Annotated in this window: 18 protein-coding genes and 1 pseudogene; 9 read left to right on the forward strand and 10 right to left on the reverse strand. The window is 72.1% G+C overall.

Annotated features, from left to right (window positions below):
* Nucleotides 1-25: 25 nt before the first annotated feature.
* The 3 genes from ACFYZB_RS13520 to ACFYZB_RS13530 form a co-directional block, all read right to left on the reverse strand.
* Nucleotides 26-871, reverse strand: a complete 846-nt coding sequence (locus tag ACFYZB_RS13520; RefSeq protein WP_351205070.1) for a fused MFS/spermidine synthase — start codon at nucleotides 869-871, stop codon at nucleotides 26-28.
* Nucleotides 872-2,059 (reverse strand): elongation factor Tu, encoded by a 1,188-nt coding sequence (gene tuf / locus ACFYZB_RS13525; RefSeq protein WP_388758001.1) that lies wholly within the window; start codon nucleotides 2,057-2,059, stop codon nucleotides 872-874.
* Between the two features lie 272 nt (nucleotides 2,060-2,331).
* The gene (locus tag ACFYZB_RS13530; protein WP_388758003.1) at nucleotides 2,332-3,054 is read right to left on the reverse strand and encodes a DNA alkylation repair protein; all 723 of its coding nucleotides are present in this window, start codon (nucleotides 3,052-3,054) and stop codon (nucleotides 2,332-2,334) included.
* A 140-nt stretch (nucleotides 3,055-3,194) separates the two neighbouring features.
* Here ACFYZB_RS13530 and ACFYZB_RS13535 point away from each other — a divergent pair, with 140 nt between their 5' ends.
* The gene (locus ACFYZB_RS13535; protein ID WP_388758122.1) at nucleotides 3,195-4,346 is read left to right on the forward strand and encodes a glutathione-independent formaldehyde dehydrogenase; all 1,152 of its coding nucleotides are present in this window, start codon (nucleotides 3,195-3,197) and stop codon (nucleotides 4,344-4,346) included.
* Nucleotides 4,347-4,452: 106 nt separating this feature from the next.
* Nucleotides 4,453-5,220 (forward strand): TVP38/TMEM64 family protein, encoded by a 768-nt coding sequence (locus ACFYZB_RS13540; protein WP_388758005.1) that lies wholly within the window; start codon nucleotides 4,453-4,455, stop codon nucleotides 5,218-5,220.
* Nucleotides 5,221-5,231: 11 nt separating this feature from the next.
* Here the strand turns inward: ACFYZB_RS13540 and ACFYZB_RS13545 are convergent, their stop codons facing one another.
* Nucleotides 5,232-6,410, reverse strand: a complete 1,179-nt coding sequence (locus ACFYZB_RS13545; RefSeq protein ID WP_388758007.1) for a thiolase family protein — start codon at nucleotides 6,408-6,410, stop codon at nucleotides 5,232-5,234.
* A 138-nt stretch (nucleotides 6,411-6,548) separates the two neighbouring features.
* Here ACFYZB_RS13545 and ACFYZB_RS13550 point away from each other — a divergent pair, with 138 nt between their 5' ends.
* Entirely contained in the window at nucleotides 6,549-7,028 is a 480-nt protein-coding gene (locus ACFYZB_RS13550) for a winged helix-turn-helix transcriptional regulator (protein ID WP_388758009.1), read from the forward strand.
* Between the two features lie 91 nt (nucleotides 7,029-7,119).
* On the opposite strand, the gene ACFYZB_RS13555 is transcribed toward ACFYZB_RS13550, so the two are convergent.
* Genes ACFYZB_RS13555 through ACFYZB_RS13565 form a run of 3 tightly spaced genes read right to left on the reverse strand, consistent with a single transcriptional unit; the run spans nucleotide 7,120 to nucleotide 9,961 of the window.
* Complete coding sequence (locus tag ACFYZB_RS13555) at nucleotides 7,120-7,860, reverse strand: cupin (protein WP_351205082.1); 741 nt, start codon at nucleotides 7,858-7,860, stop codon at nucleotides 7,120-7,122.
* Nucleotides 7,854-8,783 carry a PmoA family protein gene (locus ACFYZB_RS13560; protein ID WP_388758012.1) on the reverse strand — a complete coding sequence of 310 codons (930 nt, stop codon included), beginning with the start codon at nucleotides 8,781-8,783 and terminating at the stop codon, nucleotides 7,854-7,856. Before ACFYZB_RS13560 ends, ACFYZB_RS13555 begins: the two co-directional genes overlap by 7 nt.
* Nucleotides 8,780-9,961: a Gfo/Idh/MocA family protein gene (locus ACFYZB_RS13565; protein ID WP_388758014.1), complete on the reverse strand. Its 1,182-nt coding sequence runs from the start codon at nucleotides 9,959-9,961 to the stop codon at nucleotides 8,780-8,782. Before ACFYZB_RS13565 ends, ACFYZB_RS13560 begins: the two co-directional genes overlap by 4 nt.
* Before the next feature lie 412 nt (nucleotides 9,962-10,373).
* Between ACFYZB_RS13565 and ACFYZB_RS13570 the strand changes: the two genes are divergently transcribed.
* Entirely contained in the window at nucleotides 10,374-10,553 is a 180-nt protein-coding gene (locus ACFYZB_RS13570) for a hypothetical protein (protein WP_388758016.1), read from the forward strand.
* 631 nt (nucleotides 10,554-11,184) lie between these two features.
* On the forward strand, nucleotides 11,185-11,766 hold the full coding sequence (locus tag ACFYZB_RS13575) for a hypothetical protein (RefSeq protein WP_388758017.1): 582 nt from the start codon (nucleotides 11,185-11,187) through the stop codon (nucleotides 11,764-11,766).
* Between the two features lie 221 nt (nucleotides 11,767-11,987).
* On the opposite strand, the pseudogene ACFYZB_RS13580 reads toward ACFYZB_RS13575, so the two are convergent.
* Nucleotides 11,988-12,182, reverse strand: a pseudogene (locus ACFYZB_RS13580) (hypothetical protein); the annotation flags it as partial.
* A gap of 255 nt (nucleotides 12,183-12,437) precedes the next feature.
* Between ACFYZB_RS13580 and ACFYZB_RS13585 the strand changes: the two are divergent.
* Both ACFYZB_RS13585 and lnt read left to right on the forward strand, forming a co-directional pair.
* Nucleotides 12,438-12,914 (forward strand): nuclear transport factor 2 family protein, encoded by a 477-nt coding sequence (locus tag ACFYZB_RS13585; protein ID WP_388758019.1) that lies wholly within the window; start codon nucleotides 12,438-12,440, stop codon nucleotides 12,912-12,914.
* Between the two features lie 208 nt (nucleotides 12,915-13,122).
* Nucleotides 13,123-14,697 (forward strand): apolipoprotein N-acyltransferase, encoded by a 1,575-nt coding sequence (gene lnt / locus ACFYZB_RS13590; protein WP_388758021.1) that lies wholly within the window; start codon nucleotides 13,123-13,125, stop codon nucleotides 14,695-14,697.
* Here lnt and ACFYZB_RS13595 read toward each other — a convergent pair.
* Together ACFYZB_RS13595 and ACFYZB_RS13600 are read right to left on the reverse strand one after the other, a co-directional pair.
* Nucleotides 14,615-15,526 (reverse strand): Gfo/Idh/MocA family protein, encoded by a 912-nt coding sequence (locus ACFYZB_RS13595; protein WP_388758023.1) that lies wholly within the window; start codon nucleotides 15,524-15,526, stop codon nucleotides 14,615-14,617. The genes lnt and ACFYZB_RS13595 overlap by 83 nt on opposite strands.
* Nucleotides 15,527-15,537: 11 nt before the next feature.
* Complete coding sequence (locus ACFYZB_RS13600; RefSeq protein WP_388758024.1) at nucleotides 15,538-16,707, reverse strand: FAD-dependent monooxygenase; 1,170 nt, start codon at nucleotides 16,705-16,707, stop codon at nucleotides 15,538-15,540.
* An 82-nt stretch (nucleotides 16,708-16,789) separates the two neighbouring features.
* Between ACFYZB_RS13600 and ACFYZB_RS13605 the strand changes: the two genes are divergently transcribed.
* Nucleotides 16,790-17,380: a TetR/AcrR family transcriptional regulator gene (locus ACFYZB_RS13605; protein WP_388758026.1), complete on the forward strand. Its 591-nt coding sequence runs from the start codon at nucleotides 16,790-16,792 to the stop codon at nucleotides 17,378-17,380.
* Between the two features lie 43 nt (nucleotides 17,381-17,423).
* Nucleotides 17,424-17,936, forward strand: a complete 513-nt coding sequence (locus tag ACFYZB_RS13610; protein WP_351205102.1) for a DinB family protein — start codon at nucleotides 17,424-17,426, stop codon at nucleotides 17,934-17,936.
* Nucleotides 17,937-17,983 lie beyond the last annotated feature (47 nt).

Below are 17,983 nucleotides of genomic sequence, written 5' to 3' on the forward strand. Positions count from 1 at the left end.
GGGCCGGAACACCCCGGTGACCGCGTCAGCCGATGCCGAACGCCCCGCCGGGGGGCTCGGGGGACGGTACGGCGTCGGCGTCCTCGACCGGTCGCGCGGAACCGGTGAACTCCCGCACCGCCGCCCCGTGTTCGACCCGCGCCGGAAACGCGTCCGCCGCGGTGCGCCGGGCCAGCGCGGCGGTGTCCAGGGGCCGGTGCGCGGCGGCGAGTACCGCGTTCCCGAACCGTCGGCCGCGTAGCACCGCCGGCTCGGCGATCAGCACCAGCTCCTCGAAAACCATGGCCAGTGTGGCCAGTTGGGACCGCAGGAACCCGAACGGCGCGCCGTCCGCGAGGTTGGCCAGATAGACCCCGCCCGGCCGCAGCACCCGCTCGGCCTCCCGCGCGTAGGCGAGCGTGGTCAGATGCGCGGGCACCCGGGACCCGCCGAAGACGTCGGCGATCAGCACGTCGGCGTGATCGTCCGGGGCCGTCTCCAGCCAGGCCCGGGCGTCGGCGGCGTGCACCGCGACACCCGAGCCCTCCGGCAGTGGCAGATGCTCGGCGACCAGCTCCAGCAGCCCCCGGTCGGCCTCGACGACATCCTGCCGGGATCCGGGCCGGGTGGCCGCCACGTAGCGCGGCAGCGTGAGCGCTCCTCCGCCGAGGTGGAGCACGTCCAGCGGCCGCCCGGTCTCGGCGACGACATCCAGCACGTACCCGAGCCGCCGCGCGTACTCGAACTCCAGATACGCCGGATCGTCGAGATCGACGTACGACTGCGGCGCCCCGTCGACGGTCAGCAGCCAGGCCCGCTCACGATCGACGTCGGGCATGAGCTTGGCGGTGCCGTGGTCGGTGGTGCGGGTCACGGGTATCGATTCGTTCACCTACCCATTGTGGTCCGGCCCCACCGTGGACACGGTCCCCGCACCCACGGTCCGCCCACCCTCACGGATGGCGAACCCGAGCCCCGGCTCCAAGGGCACCTCCCGCCCCAGCTCGACCGTCATCTCGACCATCTCCCCGGGCCTGGCCACACCCACCGGACCGAGGTCCACGTCCCCCACCACATCCGCCGTACGGATGTAGAACTGCGGCCGGTACCCGGTCGCCACCGGCGTCGTACGACCCCCTTCGCGCCCCGACAGCAGATACACCCGCGCCGAGAACCGCCGGGCGGGCACCATGCTCCCCGGAGCCGCCACGACATGCCCGCGGCGCACGGCGTCGCGGGGCACACCCCGCAGCAGCACCGCCACGTTGTCCCCGGCCTGCGCCTCCTCCATCGGCTTGCCGAAGGTCTCGAGCCCGGTGACCACACTGTCCACCCCGGCGCCGAGCACCGAGACCCGGTCCCCCAGGCGGAGCGTCCCCCGCTCCACGGCGCCGGTGACGACCGTGCCCCGGCCGGTGATCGTGAGCACGTTCTCCACGGGCAGCAGGAACGGCGCGTCCAGGTAACGCTCCGGCATGGGCACATAGGTGTCGACCGCGTCGAGCAGCGCCTCGACGGACGCCGTCCAGCGCGGGTCGCCCGCCAGCGCCCGCAGCCCGGAGACCCGCACGACCGGTACGGCGTCGCCCGGGTAGCCCTGGGCCGTGAGCAGGTCGCGGACCTCCAGTTCGACGAGGTCGACGAGCTCCTCGTCGTCCGTGCCGTCGGCCTTGTTGAGCGCGACGACGATGTGGTCGACGCCCACCTGCCGGGCGAGCAGCACGTGTTCGGCGGTCTGCGGCATGATCCCGTCGAGCGCGGAGACGACGAGGATCGCCCCGTCGAGCTGCGCGGCGCCGGTGACCATGTTCTTGACGTAGTCGGCGTGGCCCGGCATGTCCACGTGCGCGTAGTGCCGGGTGTCGGTCTCGTACTCGACGTGCGCGATGTTGATGGTGATGCCGCGGGCGGCCTCCTCCGGGGCGCGGTCGATCCGGTCGAACGGCACGAAGGTGCCGGTGCCGCGCCGGGCGAGGACCTTGGTGATGGCGGCGGTCAGGGTGGTCTTGCCGTGGTCGACATGACCCATGGTGCCGATGTTCAGGTGCGGCTTGGTGCGCACGTAGGCCGTTTTGGACATGGCTGTACCTCGAAGTCTCTTTCCGGTGGTACGGAGCTGCGGGACCCCAAGGGACTGGCCGACCCTCCCCCTGCGGGGTCCGCCGGACGTTCCGGAGAGGGTCAGCTTCGGGCGCCGTCGACAGCGGCCACGAGGATCGGGACGGCAGCCTTCGGCGCATCCGCGACGGCGGATGCTGCGAGGAGGAAGGCGTACCGGAACATGCGGTCGATCATCGCCGAGCGGATGTCCGGCGTCGAACGATTTTCGGCAGCGGGCGAGTTGGAGCCCCCTCAGGCACCGATGTTCTTCAGCGCCTCCCGGACGGTCAGCGGGGCGAACCGGCCCCGCTCCCGCGCCAGGAAGGCCCGTACGGCCCCGGGGTCGGTCTTGGCGTACTCGCGCAGGGCCCAGCCGATCGCCTTGCGGACGAAGAAGTCGGGGTGCCCGGACTGGAGCAGGCAGTAGGTGAACAGCCGGTCGGTGTCGGTGTTTTCCTTGCGGGCCAGCTGGTGGAGCAGGGCCGTGCGCACCGGCCACAGGTCGCCGTCGGTGATCCAGGCGTCCATGTCGGCGGTGAGCCGTGGGTCGGCGACGACCAGGCGCCCGACCACGTGCACGGCGAGCAGGTCCACGGTGTCCCACCAGGGGACGGTCGTGATGAGGTGCCGGGTCACCGGGAGGAAGCCGGAGGAGCACCGTCCGGCGTGCCGGCGCAGATAGTCCACCGCGAAGTAGTGGTACTCACGCTCGGGCAGCGCCCAGCAGCGCAGCGCGATCGCGGTGCAGTCGGCCTCGTCGGGGCGCGGGGTGCCCGCGAGGACGGTACGGGACAGGGTGCGGCGGTCCGGGGTGGGGATGCCGAGGAAGGGCGCCACGTCCTTCATGTACGCCCGCATCGGACCGGCCCGCCCGGGGTCGGCGGCGGCCGCGAACACGGACCTCAGCCGCTCCAGCACGGTGTCGGCGAGAGCACTGCGCGGCACATGCGGCAGGGCCGCACCGGTGACGGTCATGAAGGAACCCTACTATCGAATACGAGTTCGATCGCAGCCCTCGAACAGCAGCGCAGCGCCGCCTCAGGGGGTGGGTTGCACCCCCTTCCGTACCGGCGTTACCTGGAATTACTGGCGGTGAAGCGGCGGAGGTGACAGAGGTGAAAGCCGTCGTCTACGAAGAGCCCTTCAGCGTGGTGGTGAAGGACGTCCAGGATCCCCGTATCCAGCATCCCAACGATGTGCTCGTACGCGTCACGTCGACCGCCATATGCGGCTCCGACCTGCACATGTACGAGGGCCGCACGGCGGCCGAGTCGGGCATCGTCTTCGGGCACGAGAACCTCGGCATCATCGAGGAGGTCGGCAGCGGGGTGACCTCCCTGTCCCCGGGTGACCGGGTCGTGATGCCGTTCAACGTCGCCTGCGGATTCTGCAAGAACTGTCTCGCCGGCAAGACCGGCTTCTGCCTGACGGTCAATCCCGGATTCGCGGGCGGGGCCTACGGCTATGTGGCGATGGGACCCTACAAAGGCGGCCAGGCCGAGCTGCTTCGGGTGCCGTACGCCGACTTCAACTGCTTGAAGCTGCCTCCGGGCGAAGAGTTCGAGACCGATTTCGTGCTGCTCGCCGACATCTTCCCGACGGGCTACCACGGCTGTGAACTCGCCCAGGTCTCCCCCGGCGAGAGCGTGGCCGTCTACGGCGCCGGACCGGTGGGGCTGATGGCCGCCTACTCGGCACTGCTGCGCGGAGCGGCGAAGGTGTTCTCCGTCGACCGGGTGCCCGAGCGGCTCGCCAAGGCGGAGGAGATCGGGGCCATCCCCATCGACTTCACCAAGGGCGACCCGGCAGAGCAGATCAAGGAGCAGACGGGAGGTGAGGGAACCGACAAGGGTGTCGACGCCGTCGGCTACCAGGCCCAGGCACACGACGCCAGCCACGAGGAACCCGCCATCGTCCTCAACGAGCTGGTCCAGACAGTGCGGCCGACGGGCATGCTCGGCGTACCGGGGCTGTACGTGCCCTCGGACCCGGGCGGCCCCGACGACCACGCCCGGCACGGCCAGCTGCTGGTCTCCATCGGCAAGATGTTCGAGAAGGGCCAGCAGATGGGCACCGGTCAGTGCAACGTCAAGCGGTACAACCGCCAGCTGCGCGACCTGATCATCGCCGGGCGCGCCAAGCCCAGTTTCGTGGTCTCCCACGAGCTGCCGCTGGACCAGGCGCCGCAGGCGTACGAGAAGTTCGACAAGCGGATCGAGGGCTACACCAAGGTGGTTCTGCACCCGGGTCACGCGCTCGCCGCGTGAGACACGGGTCCACGGGGACACGGGTCCGGGCGCCACAGGTGCCCGGGCCCGCTCGGTGCGACACACTTGACGGCGATCACACGTGTTCGTCGGTTAATGTCACCGGATGCTCGATGCCAACCGCTCTGGCACCGCCACGGCCTCTCCCCGGGCCGCCGCCACGGAGCTCGTCGAACGCGTGTCACCCCTGCCCCGCGCCGGGTTCGCCGGGCGGTGTGCGCGGGCGCTGGCGCATCCCCACGCCCGGCTGTCGCTGTTGCTCGCCCTGCTCGCCGGTGCCGCCGCTTGTGTGCTGGCCTTCGAGCCGCAGCGGCTGCTGACGCACGGGTGGCCGCCGCAGCTGGGCGGGGCCGCTGCGGCCGCGGTGTTCGGCCTGGCGTACGGGCTGTGCACCGTGGCGTTCGTGCCCCGCCCCTTGCTCAACCTGGCGGCGGGCGCGTTGTTCGGCTCGCAGCTGGGACTGGCGACGGCGCTGGCGGGCACGGTGCTCGGGGCGGGCGTGGCGTTCGGGCTCGGCCGGCTTCTCGGGCAGGAGGCGCTGCGCCCCCTGCTGCGGGGCCGCTGGCTCAGGGCGGCCGACGGTCAGCTGAGCCGGCACGGGTTCCGGTCCATGCTGGCGGCCCGGCTCTTCCCGGGGGTGCCGTTCTGGGCGGCGAACTACGTCGCGGCCGTCTCCCGTATGGGCTGGCGGCCGTTTCTGCTGGCCACGGCCGTCGGCTCGGTCCCGAACACCGCCGCCTACGCGGTCGCCGGCGCCCGCGCCTCCGCGCCGACGTCTCCCGCCTTCCTGATCGCGATGGCCACTATCGCCGTACCGGCGCTGCTGGGCACGGTGGTGGCCTGGCGCAAGCGTCACCACTTGCGCGGCCGGTAGGGGGCGAAGGGTCACGCCGGTCGGACGGCCTCCAGGATCATGGCGTTGGCCAGTCCGCCCGCCTCGCACATCGTCTGCAGGCCGTAGCGGGCGCCGCGCTCGCGCAGGGCATGGACCAGGGTGGTGGTCAGCCGGGTGCCGCTGGCGCCGAGCGGGTGGCCCAGGGCGATCGCGCCGCCGTGCACATTGACCTTGCCCAGATCGGCGCCGGTCTCCTGCTGCCAGGCCAGCACCACGCTGGAGAACGCCTCGTTGACCTCGAAGAGATCGATGTCGGCCACCTTCAGTCCCGCCTTGCGCAGCACCTTCTCCGTCGCCGGGACGACCCCGGTGAGCATCAGCAGCGGATCGGAGCCGGTGACCGCGAAGCTGTGCAGACGGGCGAGCGGGCGCAGGCCGAGGCGGGCCGCGGTCTCGCTGGACGTGATCAGGACGGCGGAGGCACCGTCGTTGATGGGGCTGGCGTTGCCCGCGGTCACGTTCCACTCGATCTGCGGGAAGCGCTCGGCGAAGGCGGGGTCGTAGTAGGCGGGCTTGAGGCCGGCGAGGATCTCCGGGGTGCTGCCGGGGCGGACGCACTCGTCGCGGGCGACGCCGTCCAGCGGCGCGATCTCGGCGTCGAACAGCCCCTTGTCCCAGGCTGCGGCGGCCTTGTGGTGGGAGGAGACGGCGAACTCGTCCATGCGCGCCCGCGTGAGCGACCACTTGGCGGCGATCAGCTCCGCGCTGATGCCCTGCGGGACCAGGCCCTCGGGGTAGCGCTCGGCGACACCGGGACCGAACGGGTCCTTTCCGGCAGGCACGTTGGACCACATCGGCACCCGGCTCATCGACTCCACGCCGCAGGCGATCACGAGGTCGTACGCCCCGGACATGACGCCCTGCGCGGCGAAGTGCACGGCCTGCTGGGAGGAGCCGCACTGGCGGTCCACCGTGGTCGCCGGGACCGTCTCCGGGAACCCGGCGGCGAGGACCGCGTACCGGGTGGTGTTCATGGCCTGCTCGCCGACCTGGTCGACGGTGCCGCCGATGACGTCGTCGATCAGCGCGGGGTCGACGCCGGAGCGTTCGACCAGGGTGCGCAGGGTGTGGGCGAGCAGTTGCACGGGGTGGACGTGGGCGAGGGAGCCGTTCGGCTTGCCCTTGCCGACGGGAGTGCGTACGGCTTCGACGATCACTGCGTCGCGCATGGCGCGGGCCTCCTTGGCCGTCTGGCTGTCCGTGGCGAGCCGGTCGGCCCACCACGGGCAGCTACCAGTGAGTAGGAAATCCAAACTCACCATAGCTCGACGGGTTGGAAAATCAAACCCTCCTCTAGACTGGCCCTCATGGCCGCACGAAAGACCACGCACGACCCGCGCCCCTGCTCCATCGCCGACGCCCTCGCGCTGGTCGGCGAGAAGTACTCCCTGCTCGTCCTGCGCGAGGTGTGCCTGGGCAACGGCCGCTTCGACCAGCTCGTGCGCAACATCGGCGCCCCGCGCGACATCCTGGCCGCCCGGCTGCGCCGGCTCGTGGACGCCGGGATCCTCACCAAGCGCGTCTACAGCGAGCGCCCGCAGCGCTTCGAGTACCGGGCCACACAGGCGGGCCTGGAGCTGGAGCCGGTCCTCATGACGCTCAAGGAGTGGGGCGACCGCCACATCCGCAAGGGCGCCGACCTGCCCATGGCGGTCGAGCACACCTGCGGCAACGAACTGGTCCCGGTCGTCACCTGCCGGGCCTGCGGCGAAGAGGTCCACCACGAGGACCTCACGGCACATCCGCAGGCGCCGGGGTGGACGCTGACCGGACCGACGGCGGCGTGACAGCGCCCCGAAGAGGCGGAGGGCTGCATCGATGTGCGGCTCCGCCGCGTGGGCGCGAACAACCGCGACGAGGCCGCAGGGGCTCGACGGCCTAGCGCGGCACCTGCACCGGCGTGCCGTACACATCGAGTCGGCCGCACATCCCGAACCGCCCCCGCTCAAGCGGCTGCTCGGCGCGTACGGCGGCCTCGGCGAGGTGGGCGGCGTCGCCCGCCGCCAGCTGATCCAGATGCCGCCCCGTCGCCTCGGCCGCCGCCAGCGCGCCGCTCCTCCAGCGCCGGCGCCACTCGGCGACCCGGGGTCGTACGAGCGCGGCGGCGGCTCGGTGGAAGGCGGCCAGCGCTTCCGGGCCGGGAGCGGCCCGCAGGGCTTGATAGCCCTCCAGCGCCAGGTCACGCCGAGCGCGCGCGACCCGCTCCCGCTCGGCCTCCGGGGCGTCGGCCGGGATCGTGGTGGCGGCGGCGTACGCTGCCGGGTCGGCCAGGTACCGCGGCGGAAGCGTGAGCACCGCGTCCCCGGCCTCCGGCAGCCCGCTGTTCTGCATGAGGACGGTGATGCGCAGGTCGTCCTCGTTGACCAGCCGGTGGATGGTGCCCGGCGTGAACCAGGCGACCGTGCCGGGCGTGAGCGGGGTGACCGCGTAGCCGGAGGCGGTCAGCGTCTGCACCGCGCCCCGGCCGCCGGTGACGACGTACGCCTCCGAACAGGCCAGATGGACATGGGGAGTTCCGCCCCGCGCCCCGTCGACGGCGGGCCAGTCGTACACGCACAGCCGGGACACGCCGACCCCGCCCGGCAGGCCCGTGAACGGGTGCTCCCCGGCGCTCACCATGTATGCGCCTCCAGATACTCCACGACGTCCGCCCGCTTCCAGGCACCGTCCGCCACGACGACCCGGTAGCGGCGGCGGAGCGTGTCGCCGGGGGCGAGTTCCAGCTCCTCGAAGAAGGACCAGGAAGGGGCGACGGCGGCGAAGGGCTCGTTGCGGACGAACCAGTGGGCGGGATGGGTGCCGCCCGCGCCGGAGTGGTCGTTCTCCGGGGCGTGCGCGAAGACGAGGGTGGCGTGGCCGTCGGCGCCGTCGTGCTCGCCGGAGTACGCGAGCCAGGGCGCCCGCGTGCCCATCAGCGCGGGCCCCTCCCCCTCCGGACCGGTGATCCGCCCCTCCCGGAAGGCCCGCGGGCCCCTCCAGAACAGGCCGGTGTAGCCCGCGAGTTCGCGCCCGGCCGTGGTCGGGCTGCCGAACCGCAGCGGCTCGGCGCGCCGGTTGGTGACGGCACTGGTCCAGGTGAGCGCCCAGGAGCCGGAGTCCGGGTCGATGTCGTGGACCTCGATCCGCCGCTCCTCCTCGGCCCACAGCTCACCGTCGTACGGATGCCAGGTCAGCCGCTCGGCGATCACCGCCCCGCCGTCGGCCGCGGAGACCTCGTCGAAGCCGGCGTGGCGCATCGAGCCGACCCGTTCGGGCAGTTCGAGGTACCCCTGCCCGTGCACATAGGTGTTGCCGCCCCACAGGTTCGCCCCGGACAGGTGGGAGGCGGTCAGGGACAGACCCTTGTGCCAGCGGTGGTCGTTCGGGCGGTAGTCGGTGACGACGGCGCCGGCGAGGGTGCGGACCGGGTGCAGGTAGGGCCGGGGCGCCTCCCATGCGGCTTCGGGGCGGTAGACGTAGGCGAACAGCTCGACCCCGGTGGCCGGTTCGCGGACGGTGATCCGGTCGCCGTACGCGTGGACCACCCGCAGTCCGCCGGTCATGCCGGGACCTCCTCGGCGGCCACGGGCGCCCAGCCGGGGGCACCGCCGTGCAGGGCGGTGTAGTAGGGGTCGCCGGGGCCGATCCCGCCGGCGCGGACGGTCGTGTCGGTGAAGGCCGACTTGTAGAGGGCCGTGATCAGCTCCAGGCTGGTCCGCCCGTCCGCGCCGCTGCTGCGCGGCCGCTCGCCCGCGCGCATGCTACCGATGAGTTCGCGCAGTTGGGCCAGGTGCGAGCTGGGCACATCAGGGCCGAAATCCCGCCATTTTTCGGTCAGTTCAGCGGGAACGTCCGGGGCCGGGGTGATGCGCCAGTTGTCGTTGGCGTGCCCGTACAGGTGGGTCAGCTCGACGGTCGCGCGCTCGCAGTCGATGCGGATGCGGCTGACCTCGTCGGGGCTCAGCACGCTGTTGACGACGGTCGCGAGGGCTCCGCTCGCGAAGCGGACCAGCGCGGTGGAGACGTCCTCCGTCTCGACGTCGTGCACCAGCCGCCCTGCCATGGCCCGCACCTCGCTCCACGGACCGAGCAGGTCCAGCAGCAGGTCCATCTGGTGGATGCCGTGGCCCATGGCCGGGCCGCCGCCCTCGGAGTGCCACCGGCCCCGCCAGGGCACCGCGTAGTAGGCGGCGTCCCGGTACCAGCTGGTCTGGCAGTGTGCCACCAGGGGCCGCCCGAGGGCGCCTTCGGCGAGCAGCCGGCGCACCTGCCGGGTTCCGGAGCCGAACCGGTGCTGGAAGACGATCGCCGCGTACGGCCCGCCGTCCGCTCCCTCCTCCGCCTCGATCGCGTCGAAGTCGGCGAGCGAGGGCACCGGCGGCTTCTCGCACCACACCCAGGCTCCGGCGCGCAGCGCGGCCACGGTCTGGGCGCGGTGCAGGGTCGGCGGGGTGCAGATGCTGACCAGGTCGGGCCGCTGCTCGGCCAGCATCCGGTCGAGGTCGGTGTAGGCGTGCGGGATGCCGGTCTCGGCGCAGAAGGACTCGACGGCGCCCTGGTCGATGTCGACGGCGGCGACGACCTCGGTCTCGCCCTCCCGTGCGAGCTGGGCCAGTGCGGGCAGATGGGAGCCGCGTCCGATGGCGCCGGTGCCGATGACGGCGGCCCGGATGCGCCGGCCGGTGAACGCGGTCGTCGAACGGGAGTGGTCGGGCCTGGGCTGGCGGGGAGAGGGCGGCATGGGCGGGTTCAGCACTCCTCCGGTTCGGCGGGCGCGCGGGCCGACGATGCGGCAAGCATGTCCAGCAAGCGCTTTCTCCTGCGCTGCAACGTAAGCGGCGGCGCAGGGACCGGTCAACACCAGGGAGCGATCGAACCGTTCAACCACCGATGCGACGCGGCGGCTCCGGCCGGGTGCACGACCCCGCGGCGACGTGGGCTTCCTGGGCCACCCCGACGTGTACGACGGCTGCTGCGAGCCGCCACTGTTTCGGACATCACCCGCGCCTCCTTCCGCGGGGCGGCTCGGCAGGGTATCCGCGTGGTGGTCTGGATCGGCTGAGGGCGCTGCGGCCGGCGACGGTGACCAACCGCATACGTTCTGTGTAGCCGGGCGGTAGCGCAGTGTCAGTCCTTGCCCCTAGGCTGTCCGCATGTCCCCCGATGTCCCGTCCTCTGGTTCCGTGCGGTCTGCCGCCGAGCTGAACGAGCAGATCCGGGCGCTGTGGCTGCGTGCGGGCGGCACCCTGTCGGCCCAGGAGCGCGCGGAGTACGAGCTGCTGGTGGTCGAGTGGGCCGAGGCGATCCGCGGTGCGGTCGTCGAGGCGGCCTGACCCGGCCGACCGGCCGCCCGCCTACGCCCGCAGATGCGCGAGCGCCTCGTCCGCCACCGGATACGGCCGCTCCTCACGCAACAGCCCTGCCGCGCGCACGCCGGCGCAACTGCCGCTTCCAGGTCGTCCCGCCACTGGCGTGACCACACAAACGCTTGGGGGCGGCTCGACTTGGAAGCGTGGCCCGGAGGAGGCCGGCCACCAGGCCCGCGACCACCGACACGAGAAGGACGGTCACGACTTCGTAGCCCCGATGGCGATCTGGAGCGGTGACGGTCGAGCGTGGTCCGGGTCGGGTGATCCTGCCGTGGCGAGGGCATGAGGAAGAGCGGCAGCGCCCGCCTCCACCCTGCGCCCGTGGACGGAGGGGCTCGACCGCTACACTGCCCGCGCTGGTCGAACTGGTGATCCAAGGGCTGGGGCTGTGAATCTCAAGGCAAGACGCGTCGCGTGCGCAGCGGTTCTCTCGCTGGGCATTGTCCCGGTGTCGGCGTGCAGCAGCGCGGGCGGGACCGCCCAGGCAACCCACAAGCCTTTGCCAACTGCCACACGGCGGTCGACGCAGTCGAGCTCCCACCCCACCCACTCACCAGCCGACTCCACTTCGCCTTCGGCAGCAAGTGGGGCACCCATGACGGAGAGCCGGCTCGAGGATGCCGCGATAACCGCCGCAGACGTTCCGGGCCTGCGAGCCGACACAGCACACGACAGCACCGGGATCATGACCCGAACGCTCACAGCGAGCTCTGGGGGGCCGGCATGCACGGAATTCCTGAACGCTTCCAACGCGTCCGCAGACACCTACCATCCCTCTTCCGAGCTGGGCAGGGCCTTCATCACCCACACGGCCGCCGGAACGATGAAGATCAGGGTCTCGTGGGTGGGCCATGCCTCGCCGACCGATGCTCAGCGGGTCATCAACGACACTCGTAGCTCCGCCAAGGGGTGTCCCCGTCTTACGGACGAGGACGGGCAGCAGCGCATGAGCTTGGCCCCCCTGTCACAGCCGGTAATGGGCGACGATTCCACCGTTGTCCGTGTCGGTCTGATCTCCGGCAGGCTCAGCGAATGCGCGACCGTTGGCCTGGTGCGAGTTGGCACGGTATCGCTCACCGTCACCGTGTTCGCACATGACGGGTATTATCCCCAAATACTCCAAGAGGTGGCAAAAGCATCCGTGAGCAAGCTCCAAAAAGCACAACGCTCGACTTGATGGAGCCGGTGCCGGTCAGCGAGCGCCTCAGGATGCGCTGGTAGCCGACTGGCGGCACCGACCAGGCCGGCCCTTCACGCCACACCGGCACCCGCGGCTCCGGGGTGACCTCCGTGTCGGCGGTGGTGTCGCCGCCCGGAGCCGGCGCCTCTACGAAAAACGCGTCCCAGGTTCGGTACGCGAACAACTGCTCAGAAAAGGCTGAACCAGTCACAGAGGAGTCAGGCTTCAGCGCCGGACCTGTGGCTGTGGCCGGTCCCGCGAGTCCAAAGGGACAGACCGCTGCTCGTCGCTACGGCAAGGGTCTGCCCGGAGGGCGAGAATCCAGCGGCACGGAGCTCGGAGTGGTTGGAGTGGAAGATGTGCCACCAACGCTTCGCGCGCGGACCGGAGTGCGGCAATCCGCCGTCGCGAGAGGGATCCGCGTCGCGAAGAACCACGCCCATCGCAAAGGAGCCAACCAGCAAGGCGAACGCCGGCCCAGTAGGCGGTGACCGTGGAGTCCGTGTACCGGGCCCGGACGGGGAACTTCGGTTCCGGGCCGGTGGATTGATCGTTCATGGCAACGGGTTCGGGGCTCCGGCCCGCCCCGTACCGCCGAATGTCACCGCACACCGATTGTCCCCGGCGCGCCTCTTGGCTCCGCGCCCGCCATGCCCAACACTGTGCCGATGACGCAGCGCGCTGAGCTCGCGACCGTGATGGACCGGTTGGCCGTGGACGAGTTGGTCACGGCGTACGCGGTGGCGGTGGACGACGGTGACTGGACCGGGTACCGGATGCTGTTCACGGCGGACGGGCGGGCCGACTACCGTTCGGCCGGCGGCATCGAGGGTGACGCGGGGCAGGTCGCCGGGTGGCTCGCCGAGAGTCTGGCGCTGTTCGCCATGCGCCAGCACCTGATCGTCAACCGCCAGGTCAGGTTCGGCGTCCTGGAGCACGACACCGGCGACACCGCCTCGGTGCGGGCCGACTACCTCAATCCGATGCGGTTCGCGACGAACGGCGGCCCCCCGGCGCCGGACCTGGTGTGCGGCGGCCGCTACGGCTTCACGCTGCTCCGGACACCGGAGGGCTGGCGGCTGCGCAAAGTGACGGTCGAGGAAAAATGGCGGCGCCTTCCGGGACAGGGGACTGCAACCCCGTAAGGGGCGCGGCAAGGGGCGCGGGGCACCGCGCGATCAACCGACGACGGGCCGCGGACACCGCACGACCGCCACCACCCGAGCTCTTCCCCGCACCGCGAGATCCGCCCTACGGCATGGGGTCGCCTCGGCGCCGCCCGCCCCCATGCCCCCTGTCCTAGATCGCCCCGGACGCGCACACTGGAATCAGCGCAGGGTAGGGAGGGCCCACATGAGGACGATCGACCACTGGCTCGCCTCTCCTTGGCGGCGTTCCGGCATCGCGGCCCTGGCCGGTGCTCTCCCCGTGCTCGCGTTCCCCGCGCCGTCGCTGTGGTGGTTCGCGTATGTCGCCCTGGTCCCCTGGATCCTGCTGGCCCGCTCGGCCCCGAGCGGGCGCCGCGCGGCGTACGACGGCTGGAGCGGCGGCTTCGGCCTCCTGGTGGCCGTGCACCACTGGCTGCTGCCGAGCCTGCACGTGTTCATCTTCCTGATAGCCGTCCTGCTGGGCGTGCTGTGGGCGCCCTGGGGCTGGCTGGTGCGCCGCTTCCTGGGCGGGCGGCCGACGCCGGGCCGGTGTACCGCCGCGCTGCTGGTACTGCCGTCCGGCTGGCTGATGGTGGAACTGGTCCGGTCCTGGCAGGGGCTGGGCGGGCCGTGGGGCATGCTGGGCGCCAGCCAGTGGCAGGTGGCGCCGGCACTGCGGCTGGCATCGGTCGGCGGAGTGTGGCTGCTGAGCTTTCTGGTCGTGGCCGTCAACGTGGCGGCGGCCGTGCTGACGTCCGTGCGCGAGGCCCGTGTCCCGGCCGTGGCCTCGCTGGTCGCCACGGCCGCCGCGACCTCGGCCGTGTGGGCCTGGGCGCCGCGCCCGGAGGTCGACGGGCGGGTGCGGATCGCCGTCGTACAGCCCGGGATCGTGGACGGGCATGACAGCGTCGAGAAACGGCTCGACCGCGAGGAGCAGTTGACCAGGCGGCTCGCCGGGCAGGACCTCGATCTGGTCGTGTGGGGCGAGTCCAGCGTCGGATACGACCTGCGCGACCGCCCCGACCTGGCCCGGCGGATCGCCGCCCTGTCCCGCGAGACCGGCGCGGACGTGCTGGTGAACGTGGACGCCCGCCGCTCCGACCGGTCCGGGATCTACAAGAGTTCGGTGCTGATCGGTCCGGACGGCCCGACCGGCGACCGGTACGACAAGATGCGGCTCGTGCCCTTCGGCGAGTACATACCGGCCCGCTCGCTCCTCGGCTGGGCCACCTCGGTCGGCAAGGCGGCCGGCGAGGACCGCGGGCGCGGTAGCGAGCAGGTCGTGATGAACGTCGGGCACGGGCTGCGGATCGGCCCGCTGATCTGCTTCGAGACCGCGTTCCCCGACATGAGCCGGCATCTGGCGGAGGACGGCGCCGAGGTCCTGCTCGGACAGTCCGCCACGTCCACCTTCCAGGGCAGCTGGGCGCCGGAGCAGCACGCCTCGCTCGCCGCGCTGCGGGCCGCCGAGACCGGCCGCCCGATGGTGCACGCGACCCTCACCGGTGTGTCGGCCGTGTACGGTCCGGGCGGCGAGCGGCTCGGTCCGTGGCTCGGCACCGACGCGAGCACCGCCCGGGTGTACGAGGTACCGCTCGCACACGGCATCACGCCGTACGTGCGTTACGGCGACTGGCCGGTGCACGGCGCGCTGCTGGTGCTGGCGGCGCTGTGCGCCTTCGAGAGCGCGCGGGCGCTCAGGCTGCGGCGCGGCGGTCCCCAACCGCTCGTACCACCCGCTCGCACAGTTCATGGGTCGCCAGCGCGTCCCGGGCACTGAGCACCTTCCCGGCGCGCACGGCGTCGAGGAAGGCGAGGACCGCCTGCTCGACGCCGCGCTGCCGGGCCACCGGCACCCAGTCGCCGCGGCGGCGCACCGTGGGCTGGCCCTTGTGGTCGATCACCTCGGCGAGGTTGAGCACCTGACGCTTGGTGTCCTGCCCGGAGACCTCGAGGATCTCCTCGGCGGAGCCGCTGAGCCGGTTCATCACGCCGAGCGCGGTGAAGCCGTCCCCGCCGAGCTGGAGCACGACGTGGTGCAGCAGCCCGTCCTCGACGCGGGCGCGCACGGTGACGTCGTCGACCGGGCCGGGCACCAGGAACCGGAGGGTGTCGACGACGTGGATGAAGTCGTCCAGGATCATCGAGCGCGGTTCCTCGGGCAGCCCGATGCGGTTCTTCTGCATGAGGATCAGCTCGCGCGGGTGTTCCAGGCACTGTGCGTACCCGGGCGCGTACCGTCGGTTGAAGCCGACGAACAGGGTGACCCCGCGCTCCTCTGCGAGGCCCACCAGCCGCTCGGAGTCGGCGAGTTCGTAGGCGAGCGGCTTGTCCACGTACGTCGGTACGCCCGCCTGGAGCAGCCGGGTGACGATCTCGGGGTGGACGGCGGTCGGCGCGTGCACGAAGGCCGCGTCGAGTCCGGCGCCGAGCAGGGTGTCGAGCGTGGTGTGCCGCCGGCCGGCGGGCAGGTGCAGGCTGTCCGCGATCCGGTCGAGGGTGGCGGGGGTCCTGGTCTGGAGGTGGAGGTCGACCCCCGGCTGCATGGCCAGCACCGGCAGGTACGCCTTCTGCGCGATGTCCCCGAGTCCGATGCAGCCGACCTTCACGTGCCTGTCCCCTACCGCTCGATTGTCTCTCCGGCAGCATACGGGGGCCGCCAGTCGGCGATGCCGTCGAAGCCGCGCAGGAGCAGCGCGGGTGCGGCCTTCGAGAGGGCCGCGATCACGGTGTCGCGTACGGCGACGACGGCGGGGCTGGCGGCCATGTTCAGGCGGGCGGCCCTGACGGCCTGGCGGGTGATCGCGGTGGTGCGCGGCAGCCGGGCGGCGGTGTAGGCGCCGAGGTCGCGGCTGTGGTGGGCGAGGACGACAGCGTCCTCGATGGCCTGGTTGCCGCCCTGGCCGAGGGTCGGCGGCATGGCGTGGGCGGCGTCGCCGAGCAGGGCCACCCGGCCCGCGTGGTAGGCGGGGAGGGGCGTGACGATGTGGTGGACGTCGTGCCGGAGCACGTCCTCGGGGCGGGCGGCGGCGAGCACGGCAGGGATCGGATCGTGCCAGTCGCCGAAGAGGCGCAGGAGTTCGGCCTTCTCGTCGTCGGGTGCCCGTCCGCCGGCGGGGGTCATGGCCGCCGCGTAGGCGTAGACGCGGCCGTCCTTGAGCGGGTGGGTGCCCCAGATGCGGCCCCGGCCCCAGGTCTCGTGCGGGGCGAAGTCCACGCCGGGCACCGGGATCAGCATCCGCCAGGTGGTGAACCCCGCGTACTCCGGGCCGGGATGGTCCGGGAACAGGGCGGTGCGCACACGGGAGTTGATGCCGTCGGCGCCGACCACCAGCTCGGCCTCCAGTTCCTCGTCGCCGGTGCCGACCCGGGCGGGCCGCCGGCCGTCCCCGGGATCGGCGAGGGTGGCGGCCGCCGCGGTGCGGACGGCACCGGCCGGGAGCAGGGCAGCGAGGCGGTCGACCAGGGTGGCGCGGGGCAGCAGGACCAGGGGGCCGCCGAAGCGGGCGGCGGCCGCCTCGGCGCTGGAGCGGGACAGCCAGCGCCCGCGCGCGGTGCGCAGCCCGCCGTCACCCTGCCAGGCGGCGAGGTCGCGGATCTCCTCGCCGATGCCGAGCACGTCCAGGGCACGCAGGGCGTTGGGGGCGAGCGAGATGGCCGCACCGACCGGTTCCAGGGAGCGGGCCCGCTCCAGCACGGTGACGCCCCAGCCCCTGCGGTGCAGGGCCGCCGCCGCGGCCAGCCCTCCGATGCCGCCGCCGATGACGATCGCCCGGTCCGACTCGGCCATGGTTCCTCCCGAACCCCGATGGACTACACCTGTAGTACACGCGACTCTACTACAGCCGTAGTGAGACAGATAGGGTCACCTCATGGCCGTACGCACCCCCAGCGCCTCCCGCGCCGACCTCGTCGCCGACGCCGCCCTCGCCCTGCTCGCCGAGCGCGGGATGCGCGGGCTGACGCACCGGGCGGTGGACGAGACGGCGGGGCTGCCGCCGGGCTCGACGTCGAACGTGGCCCGCACCCGGCAGGCCCTGCTGGAACTGGCCGTACGACGGCACGCCGAGCGCGAGGCCCGGGTGCTGGCCCCGGCGGAGCTGCCGGATCCGAGCGGCGGAGCAGACGCGCTGGCCGACGGGCTGGCCCTGGCCCTGCACCGCTCCCTGACCCGGGGCCGCGACCTGCTGATCGCCCGCTACGAACTCGCCCTGGAGGCCACCCGCCGCCCCGAGCTGCGCGCTTTCTACGACCGCGCCGGCGCCGTCTTCAAGGAGCAACTGGCCGCACTCCTCACCGCGGTGGGATCGACCGACCCGGCCCGGCATGTGCTGTCCCTGGTCGCCTGGGCGGACGGGCTGATGTTCTCCTGCGCGGCGGGTTCGTTCAGCGCCGAGGAACCGGGTCTGGAGGAGATCCGCAAGGGCCTGCGGGAACTGCTCACGGGGATGCTGGGCCGGTGAAAAATCCCTGGTGGAGGGCATGTTGTTCGGCGAGGATACGGGCATGACGACCGAACGCCGAGAGCCCGCCCCGACCGCCGGTGAACGCGCCATGCTGGAGGGCTGGCTGGACTACCACCGCCGGACGCTGGCCTGGAAGTGCGAGGGACTGACCGACGAGCAGCTGCGGACCGCGTCCGTGCCACCCTCCGAGCTGTCCCTCATGGGGCTGGTGCGGCACCTGGCCGAGTGCGAGCGCGGCTGGTTCCGCAAGGTGCTGGTGGGCGACGACCCCGGCCCGATCTACTACACGGAGGAGGACCGGGACGGCGAGTTCCATCTCACGGAGGCCGACACCTGGCAGGAGGCGTACACGACCTGGCAGGCGGAGATCGAGATCGCCCGGCGGAACGCGGCCGGCTTCGAGCTCGACGACCTGTCCAAGGGAAGGAGCCGGTTCAGAGACGAGCCGTTCACCCTTCGCTGGATCTACACCCACATGATCGAGGAGTACGCCCGGCACAACGGCCACGCCGACCTGATCCGCGAGCGCATCGACGGCGCCACCGGCGGCTGAACGTCAGCCCCTGTGCACCGGAACCCTCCGTACGGGGCACGAGATCA

It is taken from the genome of Streptomyces sp. NPDC001852, from assembly GCF_042891825.1.
In the GTDB taxonomy this organism is placed as follows: domain Bacteria; phylum Actinomycetota; class Actinomycetes; order Streptomycetales; family Streptomycetaceae; genus Streptomyces.